13 protein-coding genes are annotated in these 16,192 nt (G+C 63.3%); 12 read left to right on the top strand and 1 reads right to left on the bottom strand.

The features are described from left to right. Positions 1–49 precede the first annotated feature (49 nt). The 4 genes from carA (at position 50) to OKW29_RS29885 (ending at position 5,777) form a co-directional block, all read left to right on the top strand. Positions 50–1,204 carry a glutamine-hydrolyzing carbamoyl-phosphate synthase small subunit gene (gene carA, locus OKW29_RS29900; protein ID WP_429293608.1) on the top strand — a complete coding sequence of 385 codons (1,155 nt, stop codon included), beginning with the start codon at positions 50–52 and terminating at the stop codon, positions 1,202–1,204. A 158-nt stretch (positions 1,205–1,362) separates the two neighbouring features. Then, positions 1,363–4,617 carry a carbamoyl-phosphate synthase large subunit gene (gene carB, locus OKW29_RS29895; RefSeq protein ID WP_429293607.1) on the top strand — a complete coding sequence of 1,085 codons (3,255 nt, stop codon included), beginning with the start codon at positions 1,363–1,365 and terminating at the stop codon, positions 4,615–4,617. Between the two features lie 153 nt (positions 4,618–4,770). Beyond that, on the top strand, positions 4,771–5,247 hold the full coding sequence (greA, locus tag OKW29_RS29890) for a transcription elongation factor GreA (protein ID WP_026225947.1): 477 nt from the start codon (positions 4,771–4,773) through the stop codon (positions 5,245–5,247). Positions 5,248–5,267: 20 nt separating this feature from the next. Next, positions 5,268–5,777, top strand: a complete 510-nt coding sequence (locus tag OKW29_RS29885) for a DUF4149 domain-containing protein (protein ID WP_429293606.1) — start codon at positions 5,268–5,270, stop codon at positions 5,775–5,777. 201 nt (positions 5,778–5,978) lie between these two features. Here the strand turns inward: OKW29_RS29885 and OKW29_RS29880 are convergent, their stop codons facing one another. After that, positions 5,979–6,506, bottom strand: coding sequence for a YhbY family RNA-binding protein (locus tag OKW29_RS29880; RefSeq protein ID WP_184028325.1), 528 nt, complete (start codon positions 6,504–6,506; stop codon positions 5,979–5,981). 197 nt (positions 6,507–6,703) lie between these two features. Here OKW29_RS29880 and OKW29_RS29875 point away from each other — a divergent pair, with 197 nt between their 5' ends. The 8 genes from OKW29_RS29875 to pstB all read left to right on the top strand — a co-directional run bounded on the left by OKW29_RS29875 (position 6,704) and on the right by pstB (position 16,187). After that, on the top strand, positions 6,704–7,366 hold the full coding sequence (locus OKW29_RS29875; RefSeq protein ID WP_429294968.1) for an RlmE family RNA methyltransferase: 663 nt from the start codon (positions 6,704–6,706) through the stop codon (positions 7,364–7,366). 190 nt (positions 7,367–7,556) lie between these two features. Next, positions 7,557–9,446 (top strand): ATP-dependent zinc metalloprotease FtsH, encoded by a 1,890-nt coding sequence (gene ftsH, locus OKW29_RS29870; RefSeq protein WP_018421239.1) that lies wholly within the window; start codon positions 7,557–7,559, stop codon positions 9,444–9,446. A 170-nt stretch (positions 9,447–9,616) separates the two neighbouring features. Next, positions 9,617–10,429, top strand: coding sequence for a dihydropteroate synthase (gene folP, locus OKW29_RS29865; protein ID WP_429294967.1), 813 nt, complete (start codon positions 9,617–9,619; stop codon positions 10,427–10,429). A 29-nt stretch (positions 10,430–10,458) separates the two neighbouring features. Further along, on the top strand, positions 10,459–11,817 hold the full coding sequence (glmM, locus tag OKW29_RS29860) for a phosphoglucosamine mutase (protein ID WP_184028331.1): 1,359 nt from the start codon (positions 10,459–10,461) through the stop codon (positions 11,815–11,817). 421 nt (positions 11,818–12,238) lie between these two features. After that, the gene (gene pstS / locus OKW29_RS29855) at positions 12,239–13,270 is read left to right on the top strand and encodes a phosphate ABC transporter substrate-binding protein PstS (RefSeq protein ID WP_429293605.1); all 1,032 of its coding nucleotides are present in this window, start codon (positions 12,239–12,241) and stop codon (positions 13,268–13,270) included. A gap of 160 nt (positions 13,271–13,430) precedes the next feature. Then, complete coding sequence (gene pstC / locus OKW29_RS29850; protein WP_429293604.1) at positions 13,431–14,432, top strand: phosphate ABC transporter permease PstC; 1,002 nt, start codon at positions 13,431–13,433, stop codon at positions 14,430–14,432. Beyond that, positions 14,429–15,325 carry a phosphate ABC transporter permease PstA gene (gene pstA / locus OKW29_RS29845; protein ID WP_429293603.1) on the top strand — a complete coding sequence of 299 codons (897 nt, stop codon included), beginning with the start codon at positions 14,429–14,431 and terminating at the stop codon, positions 15,323–15,325. Before pstC ends, pstA begins: the two co-directional genes overlap by 4 nt. A gap of 16 nt (positions 15,326–15,341) precedes the next feature. Next, positions 15,342–16,187: a phosphate ABC transporter ATP-binding protein PstB gene (gene pstB / locus OKW29_RS29840; RefSeq protein ID WP_429293602.1), complete on the top strand. Its 846-nt coding sequence runs from the start codon at positions 15,342–15,344 to the stop codon at positions 16,185–16,187. Positions 16,188–16,192: the final 5 nt, after the last annotated feature.

Raw genomic sequence — 16,192 nt, 5'->3', positions numbered from 1 at the left:
GCAATCGGATAGACAGGTGGCAACAGGGTGTTCCCCCAAGGAGTCTCCCGTGTTGCCGTCATTTTCTCCCGCTCTACTCGCGCTCGCCGACGGCACGGTCTTTCGTGGTTATTCGATCGGCGCCCCCGGGCATACCATCGGTGAAGTCGTGTTCAACACTGCCATCACCGGCTATCAGGAAATCCTGACTGACCCGAGCTACGCGCGCCAGATCGTGACCCTCACGTACCCGCATATCGGCAACGTCGGCGTGAACGCCGAAGACGTCGAAGCGACGAAAGTCCATGCCGCCGGCCTGATCATCCGTGATCTGCCGGTTCTCGCGTCGAACTTCCGCATGGAGGGCACGCTCCCGCAATATCTGCAGGACGAAGGCGTGGTCGCCATCGCCGGCATCGACACCCGCAAGCTGACCCGCCTCCTGCGCGACAAGGGCGCGCAAAACGGCGCGATCCTCGCTGGTTCCGACGACGAAGCGAAGGCCATCGAACTCGCGCGCTCGTTCCCGGGCCTCGCCGGCATGGACCTCGCGAAGGTCGTGTCGACCCAGGAAACCTACGAGTGGACCAAAACCGAATGGCGTCTGGGCACGGGCTATGGCGAGCAGAAAGCGCCGACGTACCGCGTGGTCGCATTCGACTACGGCGTCAAGCAGAACATCCTGCGCATGCTGGCCGAGCGCGGCTGCCATGTCACCGTGCTGCCGGCGCAAGCGAGCGCCGCTGACGCGCTCGCGCTCAACCCCGACGGCGTGTTCCTGTCGAACGGCCCGGGCGACCCTGAGCCGTGCGACTACGCGATCGCGGCGACCAGGGAGTTCATCGAGCGCGGCATTCCGACCTTCGGCATCTGCCTGGGCCACCAGATCATGGGCCTCGCGGTCGGCGCGAAGACGATGAAGATGAAGACCGGCCATCACGGCGCGAACCATCCGGTCAAGGATCTCGAAGACGGCCGCGTGGTGATCACGTCGCAGAACCATGGTTTCGCGGTCGATGCCGACACGCTGCCCGCCAACGCGCGCGTGACCCACGTGTCGCTGTTCGACGGCACGCTGCAGGGCTTCGCGCTGACCGACAAGCCGGCGTTCTGCTTCCAGGGCCACCCGGAAGCATCGCCCGGTCCGAACGACATCGCGTACCTGTTCGACCGCTTCACCGCGTTGATGGACGCGCACAAGAACGGCAAGAGCGCAGCGGCTTGAAGTAGTACAGGCTGGCCGCAGAGGCCAGCCGGAAACGGCTCGCGGCGGCCGCCGCAGCCCGCGGCGCTACGCGGCGGGCATGCCGCGAAACAGCGCGCGCAACGTGAAAACGGCGCGCGCCGATGGAAAGAATTCAGGAATACATTAGCGAGAGCGTTATGCCCAAGCGGACAGACATCAAGAGCATCCTCATCATCGGCGCGGGTCCGATCATCATCGGTCAGGCGTGCGAGTTCGATTATTCGGGCGCACAGGCATGCAAGGCGCTGCGTGAGGAAGGCTACAAGGTCATTCTCGTCAACAGCAATCCGGCGACGATCATGACCGACCCGAACACGGCCGACGTGACCTATATCGAGCCGATCACGTGGGAAGTGGTCGAGCGCATCATCGCGAAGGAGCGCCCGGACGCGATCCTGCCGACGATGGGCGGCCAGACCGCGCTGAACTGCGCGCTCGACCTGCACGCACACGGCGTGCTGGCGAAGTACGAGGTCGAGCTGATCGGCGCATCGCCGGAAGCGATCGACAAAGCGGAAGACCGCCAGAAGTTCAAGGACGCGATGACGAAGATCGGCCTCGGTTCGGCCAAGTCGGGCACCGCGCATTCGATGGAAGAAGCGCTGCAGGTGCAGGCGAAGATCGCCGCGGAAACTGGCAGCGGCGGCTATCCGGTCGTGATCCGTCCGTCGTTCACGCTGGGCGGCTCGGGCGGCGGCATCGCGTACAACCGCGACGAGTTCGAAGAGATCTGCAAGCGTGGGCTCGACCTGTCGCCGACGCGCGAACTGCTGATCGAAGAGTCGCTGCTCGGCTGGAAAGAGTACGAAATGGAAGTGGTCCGCGACAAGGCGGATAACTGCATCATCGTCTGCTCGATCGAAAACCTCGACCCGATGGGCATCCACACCGGCGACTCGATCACGGTCGCTCCGGCGCAGACGCTGACCGACAAGGAATACCAGATCCTGCGTAACGCGTCGCTCGCGGTGCTGCGCGAGATCGGCGTCGACACGGGCGGCTCGAACGTGCAGTTCTCGATCAATCCGAAAGACGGCCGCATGATCGTGATCGAAATGAACCCGCGCGTGTCGCGCTCGTCGGCGCTGGCGTCGAAGGCAACCGGCTTCCCGATCGCGAAGGTCGCGGCGAAGCTGGCGGTCGGCTACACGCTGGATGAACTCAAGAACGAAATCACCGGCGGCCAGACCCCGGCGTCGTTCGAACCGACGATCGACTACGTCGTCACGAAAATCCCGCGTTTCGCGTTCGAGAAATTCCGTGAAGCCGATTCGCGCCTGACCACGCAGATGAAGTCGGTCGGCGAAGTGATGGCGATTGGCCGCACGTTCCAGGAGTCGTTCCAGAAGGCGCTGCGCGGCCTCGAAGTCGGCGTCGACGGTCTCGATGAAAAGACCGCCAATCGCGATGAGATCATCCGCGAGATCGGCGAAGCTGGTCCGGATCGCATCTGGTATGTTGGCGACGCGTTCCGTGTGGGCATGAGCGCGCAAGAGATCTTCGAGGAGACCGCGATCGACCCGTGGTTCCTCGCACAGATCGAGCAGATCGTGCTGAAGGAAAAGGCGCTGGCAGGCCGCACGCTGGCGAGCCTGACGAAGGAGGAGCTGAAGTATCTGAAACAGAGCGGCTTCTCGGATCGTCGTCTGGCCAAGCTGCTCGGCGCGAAGCCGGCGGACGTGCGCGCGCGTCGTATCGAGTTGAACGTGCGTCCGGTGTATAAGCGCGTCGACACCTGCGCGGCCGAGTTCGCAACCAGGACCGCGTACATGTACTCGACCTACGAGGAAGAGTGCGAAGCGAATCCGACCAGCAACAGGAAGATCATGGTGCTGGGCGGCGGCCCGAACCGGATCGGCCAGGGTATCGAGTTCGACTACTGCTGCGTGCATGCCGCGCTCGCGATGCGCGAGGACGGCTATGAAACGATCATGGTCAACTGCAACCCCGAAACCGTGTCGACCGACTACGACACCTCCGACCGTCTGTACTTCGAATCGCTGACGCTCGAAGACGTGCTCGAAATCGTCGACAAGGAAAAGCCGGTCGGCGTGATCGTGCAGTACGGCGGCCAGACGCCGCTGAAGCTCGCGCTCGACCTCGAGGCGAACGGTGTGCCGATCATCGGTACGTCGCCGGACATGATCGACGCGGCCGAAGACCGCGAGCGCTTCCAGAAGCTGCTGCAGGACCTCGGTCTGCGCCAGCCGCCGAACCGCACCGCGCGCGCCGAAGACGAAGCACTGAAGCTCGCCGACGAAATCGGCTATCCGCTCGTCGTGCGTCCGTCGTACGTGCTGGGCGGCCGCGCGATGGAAATCGTCCACGAGCCGCGAGATCTCGAGCGCTATATGCGCGAGGCGGTGAAGGTGTCGAACGACTCGCCGGTGCTGCTCGACCGCTTCCTGAACGACGCGATCGAATGCGACGTGGATTGCATTTCCGATGGCGATGCCGTGTTCATCGGCGGCGTGATGGAGCACATCGAACAGGCGGGCGTGCACTCGGGCGACTCGGCCTGCTCGCTGCCGCCGTATTCGCTGTCGAAGGCGACCGTGGCCGAACTGAAGTGCCAGACCGCTGCGATGGCGAAGGCGCTGAACGTGGTCGGCCTGATGAACGTGCAGTTCGCGATCCAGCAGGTACCGCAGGCTGACGGCTCGAAGGACGACATCATCTACGTGCTCGAAGTGAACCCGCGCGCGTCGCGCACGGTGCCGTACGTGTCGAAGGCGACCAGCCTGCCGCTCGCGAAGATCGCAGCGCGCGCGATGGTCGGCCAGAAGCTCGCCGCGCAAGGCGTGACGAAGGAAGTCGAGCCGCCGTACTTCAGCGTGAAGGAAGCGGTGTTCCCGTTCGTCAAGTTCCCGGCGGTCGACCCGGTGCTCGGACCTGAAATGCGTTCGACCGGCGAAGTGATGGGCGTCGGCCAGACGTTCGGCGAGGCTCTGTTCAAGTCGCAGCTCGCGGCGGGTTCGCGTCTGCCCGAATCGGGCACGGTGCTGCTGACCGTGATGGACGCCGACAAACCGAAGGCAGTCGAAGTCGCGCGCATGCTGCACGAGCTCGGCTACCCGATCGTCGCGACCAAGGGCACGGCTGCCGCGATCGAAGCGGCCGGCGTGCCAGTCAAGGTCGTCAACAAGGTGAAGGACGGCCGTCCGCACATCGTCGACATGATCAAGAACGGCGAGATCGCGCTCGTCTTCACGACCGTCGACGAAACGCGCGCGGCGATCGCCGATTCGCGTTCGATCCGCATGAGCGCGCAGGCGAACAAGGTCACCTACTACACGACGATGTCGGGCGCACGCGCGGCGGTGGAGGGTCTTCGTTATCTGAAGAACCTGGAAGTCTATGATTTACAAGGACTCCATGCTCGCCTAAACTAAGGCTTCGACTAGCTGTCCAAGATGTAAGTGCCGCGGTTAAGCGGCGTTCCGCAGGTGCTGCGGCCCGGGTTTGTCCACGGGCGGCGGCTTTCGCGGAATGCACTTAACCGCGGTGATTTTTTTTATGGCCGTTTTTTGCCTCCAGAGTTGTTTATGAGCACTATTCCATTGACGAAGCGCGGCGCAGACATGCTGCGCGATGAATTGCAGCGCCTGAAATCGGTTGAACGTCCGGCCGTGATCAACTCGATCGCGGAAGCGCGCGCCCAGGGCGATCTGTCGGAAAACGCGGAATACGACGCTGCGAAGGAAAAGCAGGGCTTCATCGAAGGCCGTATCGCTGAAATCGAGTCGAAGCTCGCGGGCGCGCAGGTGATCGATCCGTCGCAAGTGGAAGCGGACGGCCGCGTGGTGTTCGGCGCGACGCTCGAGCTCGAAGACCTCGAGTCGGGTGCGTCGGTCAAATACCAGATCGTCGGCGACGACGAAGCGGACATCGACCACGGCCTGATCTCGATCAGTTCGCCGATCGCGCGTGCGCTGATCGGCAAGTCGGAAGGCGACGTCGCGTCGGTGCAAGCGCCGGGCGGCGTGCGCGAATACGAAATCATCGCGGTCAGCTACATCTGAGGGTGGCGCCGGTGTCTTTGATGCCGCATCGTTTTTTCCGCCTGTTGACGGTGGTGTGGGTCGGTAGTCTGTTGACTATCGGCTATACGGTTGCGCCCGTGCTGTTCACGACGCTCGACCGGATGACGGCGGGCGCCGTCGCCGCGCAGCTGTTTCGTATTCAGGGTGTGATTGGCGTCGTGTGCGGCATTTTGCTGCTCGGTCTCGCCAATTTGCTCGTGCGGCGCGGGAGTGGCGCATATCGCCGCTTGCGCTGGCTGCTCGCCGGTATGCTCGTATGCGTGCTGGTTGGCTATTTCGCGTTGCAGCCGTTCATGAACGCGATGCGCGTGGCGGCGCTCGAGGCGGGCAGCGACATCGGGCATTCCGTTTATGCGACGCGCTTCGGCATCCTGCATGGCGTGTCCAGTCTGTTCTACCTGATCGAGAGCCTGCTAGGGGTTGCGCTCGTTTGGCTGCTGCCGGCGCCTGTTGGTGCCGCGGCCGAGGAAGAGGGCGCGCGCGGCGTCACGGGCAAGGTGGCGGGCTGAAGCTCGCGGGTGGCTGATGGTGTGACGGTGCGCGTGCCATGGCCGCCGGGTCGATGCCGATGCCCGCGATGAACCTCACATTGCGACAAATCGTCGCGATTCCGGTGGCCAACTACGGTTCATTCGCGCTGCTTCGGGCCTCGCGCTCAAGGCCGCCAATGCGCAGTGCGGAGTCGGTCCGCACCTCGGGCGCGTGTCCTCTTACTTCGACTGATGCGAACGCTTCGCGCTGGTTTGACGCTTCTTCGCGCGCTTTATGTTGCCGCCCTGCGTCACGCGTTCATTGCCGCGCACCAGCACCGCTTTCGCTCGCGGCTTGCGCATCGGCACGTCGGTCGGCTTGGCGACCTTGACGATGCGGGGTGCGCGTCCCTTGGCCGGCCGGGTTTGTTCGGCTGCCGCTTCGCGGGCGCTCGGCAACGCGCCGCGCTTCGCTTTTGCCGCCGGCTGTGCCGATTCTGGCTTCCAGATCACGAGCAGCTTGCCGATATGCTGGATCGGTGCAGCGTTCAGCGCGTCGCAGATTTCTTCGTAGATAGCGATGCGCTCCTCGCGCTCATCGCCGAACACGCGAATTTTGATCAGTTGATGCGCGGCGAGGTGCACCTTGATTTCGGCGAGCACAGCGTCGGTCAAGCCTTCGGCGCCGACGAGCACGACCGGTTTGAGCGCATGTGCCTGGGAGCGCAACTCGGCGCGTTGGTCGGAAGAGACTTTGAGGGCTGGCATGGAAAGTGGAAGACTCGACTAAAATGGCGGCTCCTGCGTTTTCGTCCGATCGCCGAGCGATTCGGGCGACTCGATTCAGCAGGGCGCGCGTCAGAACAACAGAATCGCGGATCGCCGCCAGTCTGGCGGGGGCCGCGCGAATTAACCGCGTATTATCCCCTAAAGCGCGACCCGACGCAGCAATAGTTAAATCTTTAATGGCAAAAAACAAGTTCAATACCGCGTGGCTGCACGACCACATCAACGATCCGTACGTCAAAATGGCGCAGCGGGAAGGTTATCGCGCCCGCGCGGCCTACAAGCTCAAGGAAATCGACGAGCAGGACAAGCTGATCCGTCCCGGGCAGGTGATCGTCGATCTCGGTTCCTCGCCGGGCAGCTGGAGCCAGTACGTGCGCAACAAGCTCGCGGGCGGCTCGCAGCGCAACGCGGAGCGCGAAGGTGGCATCGACGGCACGATCATCGCTGTGGACATTCTGCCGATGGAGCCGGTGGCCGACGTGCACTTCATCCAGGGTGATTTCCGCGAAGACTCGGTGCTGGTCCAGCTCGAAGAATTGGTCGGTGCGCGCCAGGTAGACCTTGTAATTTCGGATATGGCGCCCAACCTGTCGGGCGTGGCGATCGCGGATGCGGCGCGGATCGAGCATTTATGCGATCTCGCGCTCGAATTCGCGCAAAATCACCTGGAGCCGGATGGTGCCCTTTTAGTCAAATGCTTTCACGGCAGCGGATACAGTCAGATTGTCGAAAAGTTCAAACGCCAATTCAAGGTGGTGGCGGCCCGCAAGCCGAAGGCGTCGCGGGATAAATCGTCAGAAACATTTATTTTGGGTAAGCATCTGAAGCGTCCCGCATAGGGATGCGGCGAGCAGGTTCCATCTCTGCCAATAATGAGCCCGATGCGTCCGGAGACGGGCGTCAAGCCGGCCCGCTACCCTATTTCCGTGGTAGTGAAACGTTATGGCAGGGGTCTGCGGACTGGATTAGAATGCTTTCGTGGTGCCGCAAGGCAAATGTAGGCGCCCGTCTAAGTGAAGGAGTGGTGCTTTGAACAACAATATGTTTTCGAAAGCAGCAGTGTGGCTGGTGATCGCACTGGTGCTGTTTACGGTGTTCAAGCAGTTCGACAAACCCCGTGTCCAGGAAGGCGTTTCCTATTCGCAGTTCATGGACGACGCGAAGAACGGCAAAGTCAAGAACGTCATTGTCCAGGGGCGGAACCTCACGGTCACTCCAGCAGACGGCCAGAAGTACCAGATCGTGTCGCCCGGCGACATCTGGATGGTCGGCGATCTGATGAAGTATGGCGTACAGGTGAGCGGCAAGGCTGACGACGAACCCAATGCACTGATGTCCGTGCTGTATTACCTCGGGCCGACGATCCTGATCATCGGTTTCTGGTTTTACATGATGCGACAGATGCAGGGGGGCGGCAAAGGCGGGGCCTTCTCGTTTGGCAAGTCGCGCGCGCGGCTGATCGACGAGAACAACAACGCAATCAATTTCACCGACGTCGCCGGTTGCGACGAAGCCAAGGAAGAAGTGTCGGAACTCGTCGACTTCCTGCGCGATCCGCAGAAATTCCAGAAGCTCGGTGGTCGTATTCCGCGCGGCGTGTTGCTCGTTGGCCCGCCGGGAACCGGTAAGACGCTGCTCGCGCGCGCCATCGCCGGCGAGGCGAAGGTGCCGTTCTTCAGCATTTCAGGTTCAGATTTCGTGGAAATGTTCGTCGGCGTCGGCGCGGCTCGCGTGCGCGACATGTTCGAGCAGGCCAAGAAGCACGCGCCGTGTATCGTGTTCATCGACGAAATCGACGCGGTCGGCCGTCATCGAGGCGCCGGCATGGGCGGCGGTAACGACGAGCGCGAACAGACGCTGAACCAGATGCTCGTCGAAATGGACGGCTTCGAGGCGAACTCGGGCGTCATCGTGATCGCCGCGACGAACCGTTCGGATGTGCTCGACAAGGCGCTGTTGCGTCCGGGCCGTTTCGACCGTCAGGTGTACGTGGGTCTGCCCGATATTCGCGGCCGCGAGCACATCATGAAGGTGCACCTGCGCAAGGTGCCGATCTCGAACGACGTCGATGCGGCAGTGATCGCGCGCGGCACGCCCGGTTTCTCGGGCGCAGATCTCGCAAACCTCGTCAACGAAGCAGCACTGTTCGCGGCGCGCCGCGGCAAGCGCATCGTCGAAATGACGGACTTCGAGGACGCGAAGGACAAGATCTTCATGGGTCCAGAGCGCAAGTCGGCTGTGATCCGCGAAGAATCGAAGCGTGCTACCGCGTATCACGAATCGGGTCATGCGGTGATCGCGAAGCTGTTGCCGAAGGCCGATCCGGTGCACAAGGTCACGATCATTCCGCGCGGCCGTGCGCTGGGCGTCACATGGCAGTTGCCGGAGCATGACAACGAAACGTACTCGAAGGAATATCTGCTCGACCGTCTTGCCATCCTGTTCGGCGGCCGCGTCGCGGAAGAGCTGTTCCTGAACCTGATCAGCACCGGTGCGTCGGACGACTTCAACAAGGCGACGCAGACGGCTCGCGCGATGGTTGCCCGCTTCGGCATGACGGATGCGCTCGGACCGATGGTCTATGTCGACGACGAGAACGACGCTTCGCCGTTCGGCCGAGGCTTCACGCGGACCATTTCGGAAGCGACGCAACAGAAGGTCGACGCGGAAATCCGTCATGTGCTGGACGAGCAGTACAATCTCGCACGGCGCCTGCTCGAAGAGAACCGCGACAAGGTCGAAGCGATGACCGCCGCACTGATGGAGTGGGAGACGATCGACGCCGATCAGATCAACGACATCATGGCAGGCCGTCCGCCGCGTTCGCCGAAGAGCTCGCCGCCGTCGGCAAGCGACGCCTCGTCGGGCGGTAGCCCGGGCACCGAAGTCAAGCCGGGCAGCGCAACCGCGCCGGCCTGATCTGCAGCCAGTAGAAAGTGCGGGCCGGTGTGCTACACACCGGCCCGTTTTGCATTTATCCGTTCCAAGTGAAGCATTGCTACGTGTCGAAAGTCGATTCCTCTTCCGCACCCCTTCCAGAGCCGCTGCAGTGTGGCCGCTTCAAGCTGACGTTCGAACGCCCGTTGGTCATGGGCATCCTGAACGTCACTCCCGATTCCTTTTCCGATGGCGGCAAGTTCGCGACGCGCGGCGATGCGCTGCGCCAGGCCGAGCGCATGATGCTCGAGGGCGCGGACATCATCGATATCGGCGGGGAATCGACGCGTCCTGGCGCGCCGCCGGTGCCGCTCGACGAAGAGCTGGAGCGCGTGTTGCCGCTCGTCGAGCAACTGCGTGGCGCGAACGTGCCATTGTCGGTTGATACGTACAAGCCGGAAGTGATGCGTCATGCGTTGAACGCGGGCGCCGACCTGATCAACGACATCTGGGGCTTCCGCATGCCCGGCGCGATCGACGCGGTGCGCGACAGCGACTGCGGCCTTTGTGTCATGCATATGCTAGGTGAGCCGCAGACCATGCAGCTGGGCGAGCCGCACTATGACGACGTCGTCGGTGAAGTGCGCCACTTCCTCGAGGAGCGTGTCGCGACGTTGCAGCAGGCGGGGATTGCGCGCGAGCGTATCAGCGTCGATCCGGGTTTCGGCTTCGGCAAGGTCGTCGTCGAGCATAACTACGCGCTGCTCGCGCATCTGCGCGACACGGCCCCGCGCGCCGCTTCGCCGTATCCGATTCTTGCGGGCATGTCGCGCAAGTCGATGATTGGCGCGGTGACGGGGCGGCCGGCGCCGGAGCGCGCGGCCGGCAGCATCGCCGCGGCGGTGTGCGCGGCCGAACGGGGCGCCGCGATTCTGCGCGTACACGACGTCGCGCAAACAGTCGATGCATTGAAAGTATGGGCAACCCTGCGCGACGCGGACAAGCAGAGCCGCGCGCGCGGTTGAACCCGCAGCCACGGACAGGGAGAACAAACATGGCACGTCGTTACTTCGGAACGGACGGCATTCGAGGCAAGGTCGGCGAAGGCCCGATCACGCCGGAATTCGTGTTGCGGCTCGGCTATGCGGCCGGCAAGGTGCTCGCGGGCGCCGATCAATGGGCGAAAACAGGCACCCGTCCGACCGTGCTGATCGGCAAGGACACGCGGGTGTCGGGCTACATGCTCGAAGCCGCGCTCGAATCGGGCTTCTCGGCCGCCGGCGTCGACGTGATGCTGGCCGGCCCGATGCCGACACCCGGCATCGCCTATCTGACGCGCGCACTGCGGCTTGCCGCGGGTGTCGTGATCAGCGCATCGCACAACCCGTACTACGACAACGGCATCAAGTTCTTCTCGGCCGACGGCAACAAGCTGCCGGACGACGTCGAGGCGCAGATCGAGGAGCAGCTCGAACTGCCGCTCGCGTGCGCGGCCTCCGAGCAACTGGGCAAAGCGCGCCGTCTCGATGACGCAGGTGGCCGCTACATCGAGTTCTGCAAGAGCACGTTCCCGGCCGCGTACGACCTGCGCGGCATGAAGCTCGTCGTCGATTGCGCGCATGGCGCCGCGTACGACGTCGCGCCGCACGTGTTCCATGAGCTCGGCGCGGAAGTGATCCCGATCGGCGTCTCGCCGAACGGCTTCAATATCAACGACGGCGTCGGCGCGACCGCGCCGGATGCGCTGGTTCGCGCGGTGCGCGCGAACCACGCGGACCTCGGTATCGCGCTCGATGGCGACGCCGACCGTCTGCAGGTCGTCGACGAGTCCGGCCGCCTTTTCAACGGCGACGAGCTGTTGTACGTGCTGGTCAAGGACCGTATGGCGACCGCCGGCCACGTGGAAGGAGCGGTCGGCACGCTGATGACCAACATGGCCGTGGAGGTCGCGCTGCAGAATGCCGGCGTCAAGTTCGTGCGCGCCGCGGTCGGCGACCGCTATGTGCTCGAACAGCTTCGCGAGCACGGCTGGCAGCTCGGCGCCGAAGGTTCGGGCCACATTCTGTCTCTCGATCGCCATTCGACCGGCGACGGCATCGTGTCCGCTCTGCTCGTGCTGGCCGCGATGCAGCGCAGCGGCAAATCGCTCGCGGATCTGCTCGACGGTGTCACCCTGTTTCCGCAGAAGCTGATCAACGTGCGCATGAAGCCCGGCTCGGACTGGAAGGGCAGCGAGACGATCCGCAGTGCGATCAAGGTGGCCGAAGGCGCGCTCGACGGCCGCGGCCGCGTGCTAATCCGCGCGTCAGGCACCGAGCCGGTACTGCGCGTGATGGTGGAGGCGCAGAACGTCGCGGACGCGCTCGAGCATTCTGAAGCGATTGCCGAAGCCGTGCGGGTAGCGACGGCCTGATCGATTCCCGAGTCGACGGCGGGCGGTGGCGGCCGCTTGCCGCCTGCCTGAGCGTCGCAAGCAGAAGATTCAGCGGGCTCCATAAACTGGGTGGCCGGGCTTTCACACCCAACGAAGGCTCATTCCTCACCCCATCGAATCCCCACTCCGCAGCCGCCAAAAGGACGGCACATCCCGCACAAGAACGACCTCCGCGCGCAGCGCAAACGTTCGCGCCCCATCTTTTTCGTCTACCCTGAAAAATGCGATGCAACGGGCATCGGCACAGCGGCAATTCGGCGGCTTCGGCACCTTTCACGGGGTAATATGACTGTCACATCTGATTCATTATCAGTCACGTTTTTGTCATAAAGAGACCCTAAGCTTCGCGGTGTTCGAGTTTCACGCTCACACCACACGCTCACACCACCTTGGAGGTCTCATGAAATTGATGCAAACCGTGTTCGCTGGCGTCGCTGGCGCGCTCTTCGCAATCGCAGCGCAAGCCGCAGACATCACCGGCGCGGGCAGCACGTTCGCGGCACCGATTTACACGAAGTGGGCCGACGCTTATCAGAAGACCGGCGGCGGCAAGGTTAACTACCAAGGCATCGGTTCTTCGGGCGGCATCAAGCAGATCGAGGCGAAGACCGTCGATTTCGCAGGGTCGGACGCTCCGCTGAAGGACGACGAACTCGCGAAGGCAGGCCTGTTCCAGTTCCCGACGGTGGTCGGCGGCGTGGTGCCGGCAGTCAACGTGCCGGGCGTCAAGCCGGGCGAGCTGGTGCTGTCGGGTGAAGTGCTCGGTGACATCTACCTGGGCAAGATCAAGAAGTGGAACGACCCGGCAATCGTCGCGCTGAATTCGAAGGTCAAGCTGCCGGATCTGGACATCGCCGTGGTGCGCCGCGCCGACGGTTCGGGCACCAGCTTCATCTGGACGAACTACCTGTCGAAGGTCAACCCGGAATGGAAGGCGAAGGTCGGTGAAGGTGCGACGGTCAACTGGCCGACCGGCACGGGCGGCAAGGGCAACGACGGCGTCGCGGCTTTCGTGCAGCGTCTGCCGGGCGCGATCGGTTACGTCGAATGGGCGTACGCCAAGCAGAACCACATGAACTACGTCGCGATGAAGAACGAATCCGGCGCGGTGGTTCAGCCGGAGACCGACACGTTCAAGGCAGCGGCGGCCGGCGCCGACTGGTCGAAGTCGTTCTATCAGATCCTGACGAACGAGCCGGGCAAGAACGCATGGCCGATCGTCGGCGCGACGTTCGTGCTGCTGCACACGACGCAGGACAAGGCACCGCAAGGCGCGGAAACGCTGAAGTTCTTCGACTGGGCGTTCAAGAACGGCGGCCAGGCTGCGAACGATCTGGACTACATCTCGCTGCCGCAGTCGGTCGTCTCGGAAATCCGCACGCAGTGGAAGCAGAAGGTCAAGGATTCGGCAGGCAAGACGCTCGCCGAGTAACAGGCGTAAGCTGGCGCGGTCGATCGGGGCCGCGCCCTGTAGCACCCCGGCCGTCCTCGTGCGAGGGCGGCCTGTGACTTTCACGCGGCATGCGCCGCATGCATCACCGACCGCCCGACATGTGTCGTCCGGCAACTGGAAACAGGTCCCTCAGGCTCTCATGTCCGATATTCATTTAGGGTCCGGCACGAGCCGGGCCACTCCGCCTGGCAGCGCGTCGCAGCAGAAAGCGCCTGGCCGCTCGGGCGATGTGATCTTCGGCGGCCTCGCACGCCTTTCCGCCATCGTCACGCTGCTGCTGCTCGGCGGCATCATCGTGTCGCTGGTCGTCGCCTCGATGCCGTCGATTCGCGAGTTCGGTCTCGCGTTCCTGTGGACGGCAGTGTGGGATCCGCCCAGCAAGCAATTTGGCGCGCTCGTGCCGATCTACGGCACGCTCGCGACGTCGATCATCGCTCTGCTCATCGCGGTGCCCGTCAGCTTCGGTATCGCGCTGTTTCTGACTGAACTGTCGCCCGCATGGCTGCGCCGGCCGCTCGGCATCGCGATCGAGCTGCTCGCCGCGATTCCGTCGATCGTGTACGGCATGTGGGGTCTGCTCGTGTTCGCGCCGATCTTCGCGGTGTGGTTCCAGAAGCCGCTAGGCGCGGTGCTCGGCGGCATTCCGATCGTCGGCGCGCTGTTCGCCGGTCCGCCGATCGGCATCGGCATTCTGTGCGCGGGTGTGATCCTTGCGATCATGATCATCCCGTACATCGCAGCGGTGATGCGCGACGTGTTCGAAGTCACGCCGGTGCTGCTGAAGGAATCGGCGTACGGTATCGGCTGCACGACGTGGGAAGTGATGTGGAAGATCGTGCTGCCGTTCACGAAGAGCGGTGTGATCGGCGGCATCATGCTCGGTCTCGGCCGCGCGCTGGGTGAGACGATGGCGGTCACGTTCGTAATCGGCAACACCAACCTGCTCGACAATATTTCGCTGTTTTCGCCGGGCAACAGCATCACCTCGGCGCTCGCCAATGAGTTCGCGGAAGCGGAGCCGGGCCTGCATACGTCGGCGCTAATGGAACTCGGCCTGATCCTGTTCGTGATTACATTCATCGTGCTGGCGATTTCGAAAATCATGCTGCTGCGTCTTGAGAAAGGGGAGGGCGCGAAATGAGCGGGCCGTCCCTGAACATACCGGGTCTGAAGGACCCCGCGACGCTCGAAACGATGCGCGTGCGCCTGCAAGGACGCCGTCGCATGACGAACGCGCTCGCGCTGACGATGTCGCTCGCGGCAATGGCGTTCGGTCTCCTGTGGCTCGTGTGGATTCTCTATACGACGCTGCGTCTCGGTATCGGCGGTCTGTCGGTCGAGCTGTTCACGCAGTCGACGCCGCCGCCGAACACCGACGGCGGCGGTCTCGCCAACGCGATCGTCGGCAGCGTGATGCTGGTAGGGCTCGCAACGCTCGTCGGCACGCCGATCGGCATCATGGCGGGCGTCTATCTCGCCGAATACGGCCAGAAGGGCTGGCTCGCGAACCTCACGCGCTTCATCAACGACATCCTGTTGTCGGCGCCGTCGATCGTGATCGGTCTGTTCGTCTACGCGCTCGTCGTCACGAAGATGGGCCACTTCAGCGGCTGGGCCGGCGCGTTCGCGCTCGCGTTGCTGCAGATTCCGATCGTGATCCGCACGACCGAAAACATGCTGAAACTCGTGCCGAGCGCGATGCGTGAAGCCGCGTTCGCGCTCGGCACGCCGAAGTGGAAGATGGTGCTGTCGATCACGCTGAAGGCGTCGATCGCGGGCGTCGTCACCGGTGTGCTGCTCGGGGTCGCGCGGATTGCCGGCGAAACCGCGCCGCTCCTCTTCACCGCGTTGTCGAACCAGTTCTTCTCGGTCGATATGGGCCAGCCGGTCGCCAACCTGCCGGTCACGATCTACAAGTTTGCGATGAGCCCGTTCGCGCAGTGGCAATCTCTCGCGTGGGCCGGCGTCTTCCTGATCACGCTCGCGGTGCTGGGACTGAACATCCTCGCGCGCGCGATCTTCTCGAACAAGTAAGGGCGGAGTGAATCCGATGAACATGGCAGAAACCCAACTCAATCCGATCGGGCACGCCGCGCCCGCGGGCTCCGACCCCGAAAGCAGCGCTCACGCACAAACGCCGTCGCGTCCGAAGATTGAGGTCAAGGACCTCAACTTCTTCTACGGCAAGTATCACGCGCTGAAGAACATCAATCTGCAGATTCCCGAAGGCAAGGTGACCGCGTTCATCGGCCCGTCTGGCTGCGGCAAGTCCACGCTGCTGCGTACCTTCAACAAGATGTACGCGCTCTACCCGGAGCAGCGCGCGGAAGGCGAGATCGTGATGGACGGCGAAAACCTGCTGACCCTGCGCCAGGACATTTCGCTGCTGCGCGCGCGCATCGGCATGGTGTTCCAGAAGCCGACGCCGTTCCCGATGTCGATCTACGACAACATCGCGTTCGGCGTGAAGATGTTCGAGAAGCTGTCGCGCTCGGAAATGGACGACCGCGTCGAATGGGCGCTGACCAAGGCGGCGCTGTGGAACGAAGTGAAGGACAAGCTCGGCCAGAGCGGCTACGGTTTGTCGGGCGGCCAGCAGCAGCGTCTGTGCATCGCGCGCGGTATTGCAATTCGCCCCGAAGTGCTGCTGCTCGACGAGCCCTGCTCGGCGCTCGACCCGATTTCGACGGGCCGTATCGAAGAGCTGATCGCTGAACTCAAGAGCGACTACACGGTGGTGATCGTCACGCACAACATGCAGCAGGCGGCCCGCTGTTCGGACTACACTGCCTATATGTACCTCGGCGAACTGATCGAATTCGGCGACACCGAAAAGATCTTCATCAAGCCGGTCCGCAAGGAAACCGAGGACTACATCACTGGCCGCTTCGGCTAATCCGC

The organism is Paraburkholderia sp. CI3 (genome assembly GCF_050436505.1).
Classification (GTDB): Bacteria; Pseudomonadota; Gammaproteobacteria; order Burkholderiales; family Burkholderiaceae; genus Paraburkholderia; species Paraburkholderia tuberum.
Note: the sequence above shows the minus strand (reverse complement) of the source record. Positions and strands in the feature narration are given on the sequence as shown.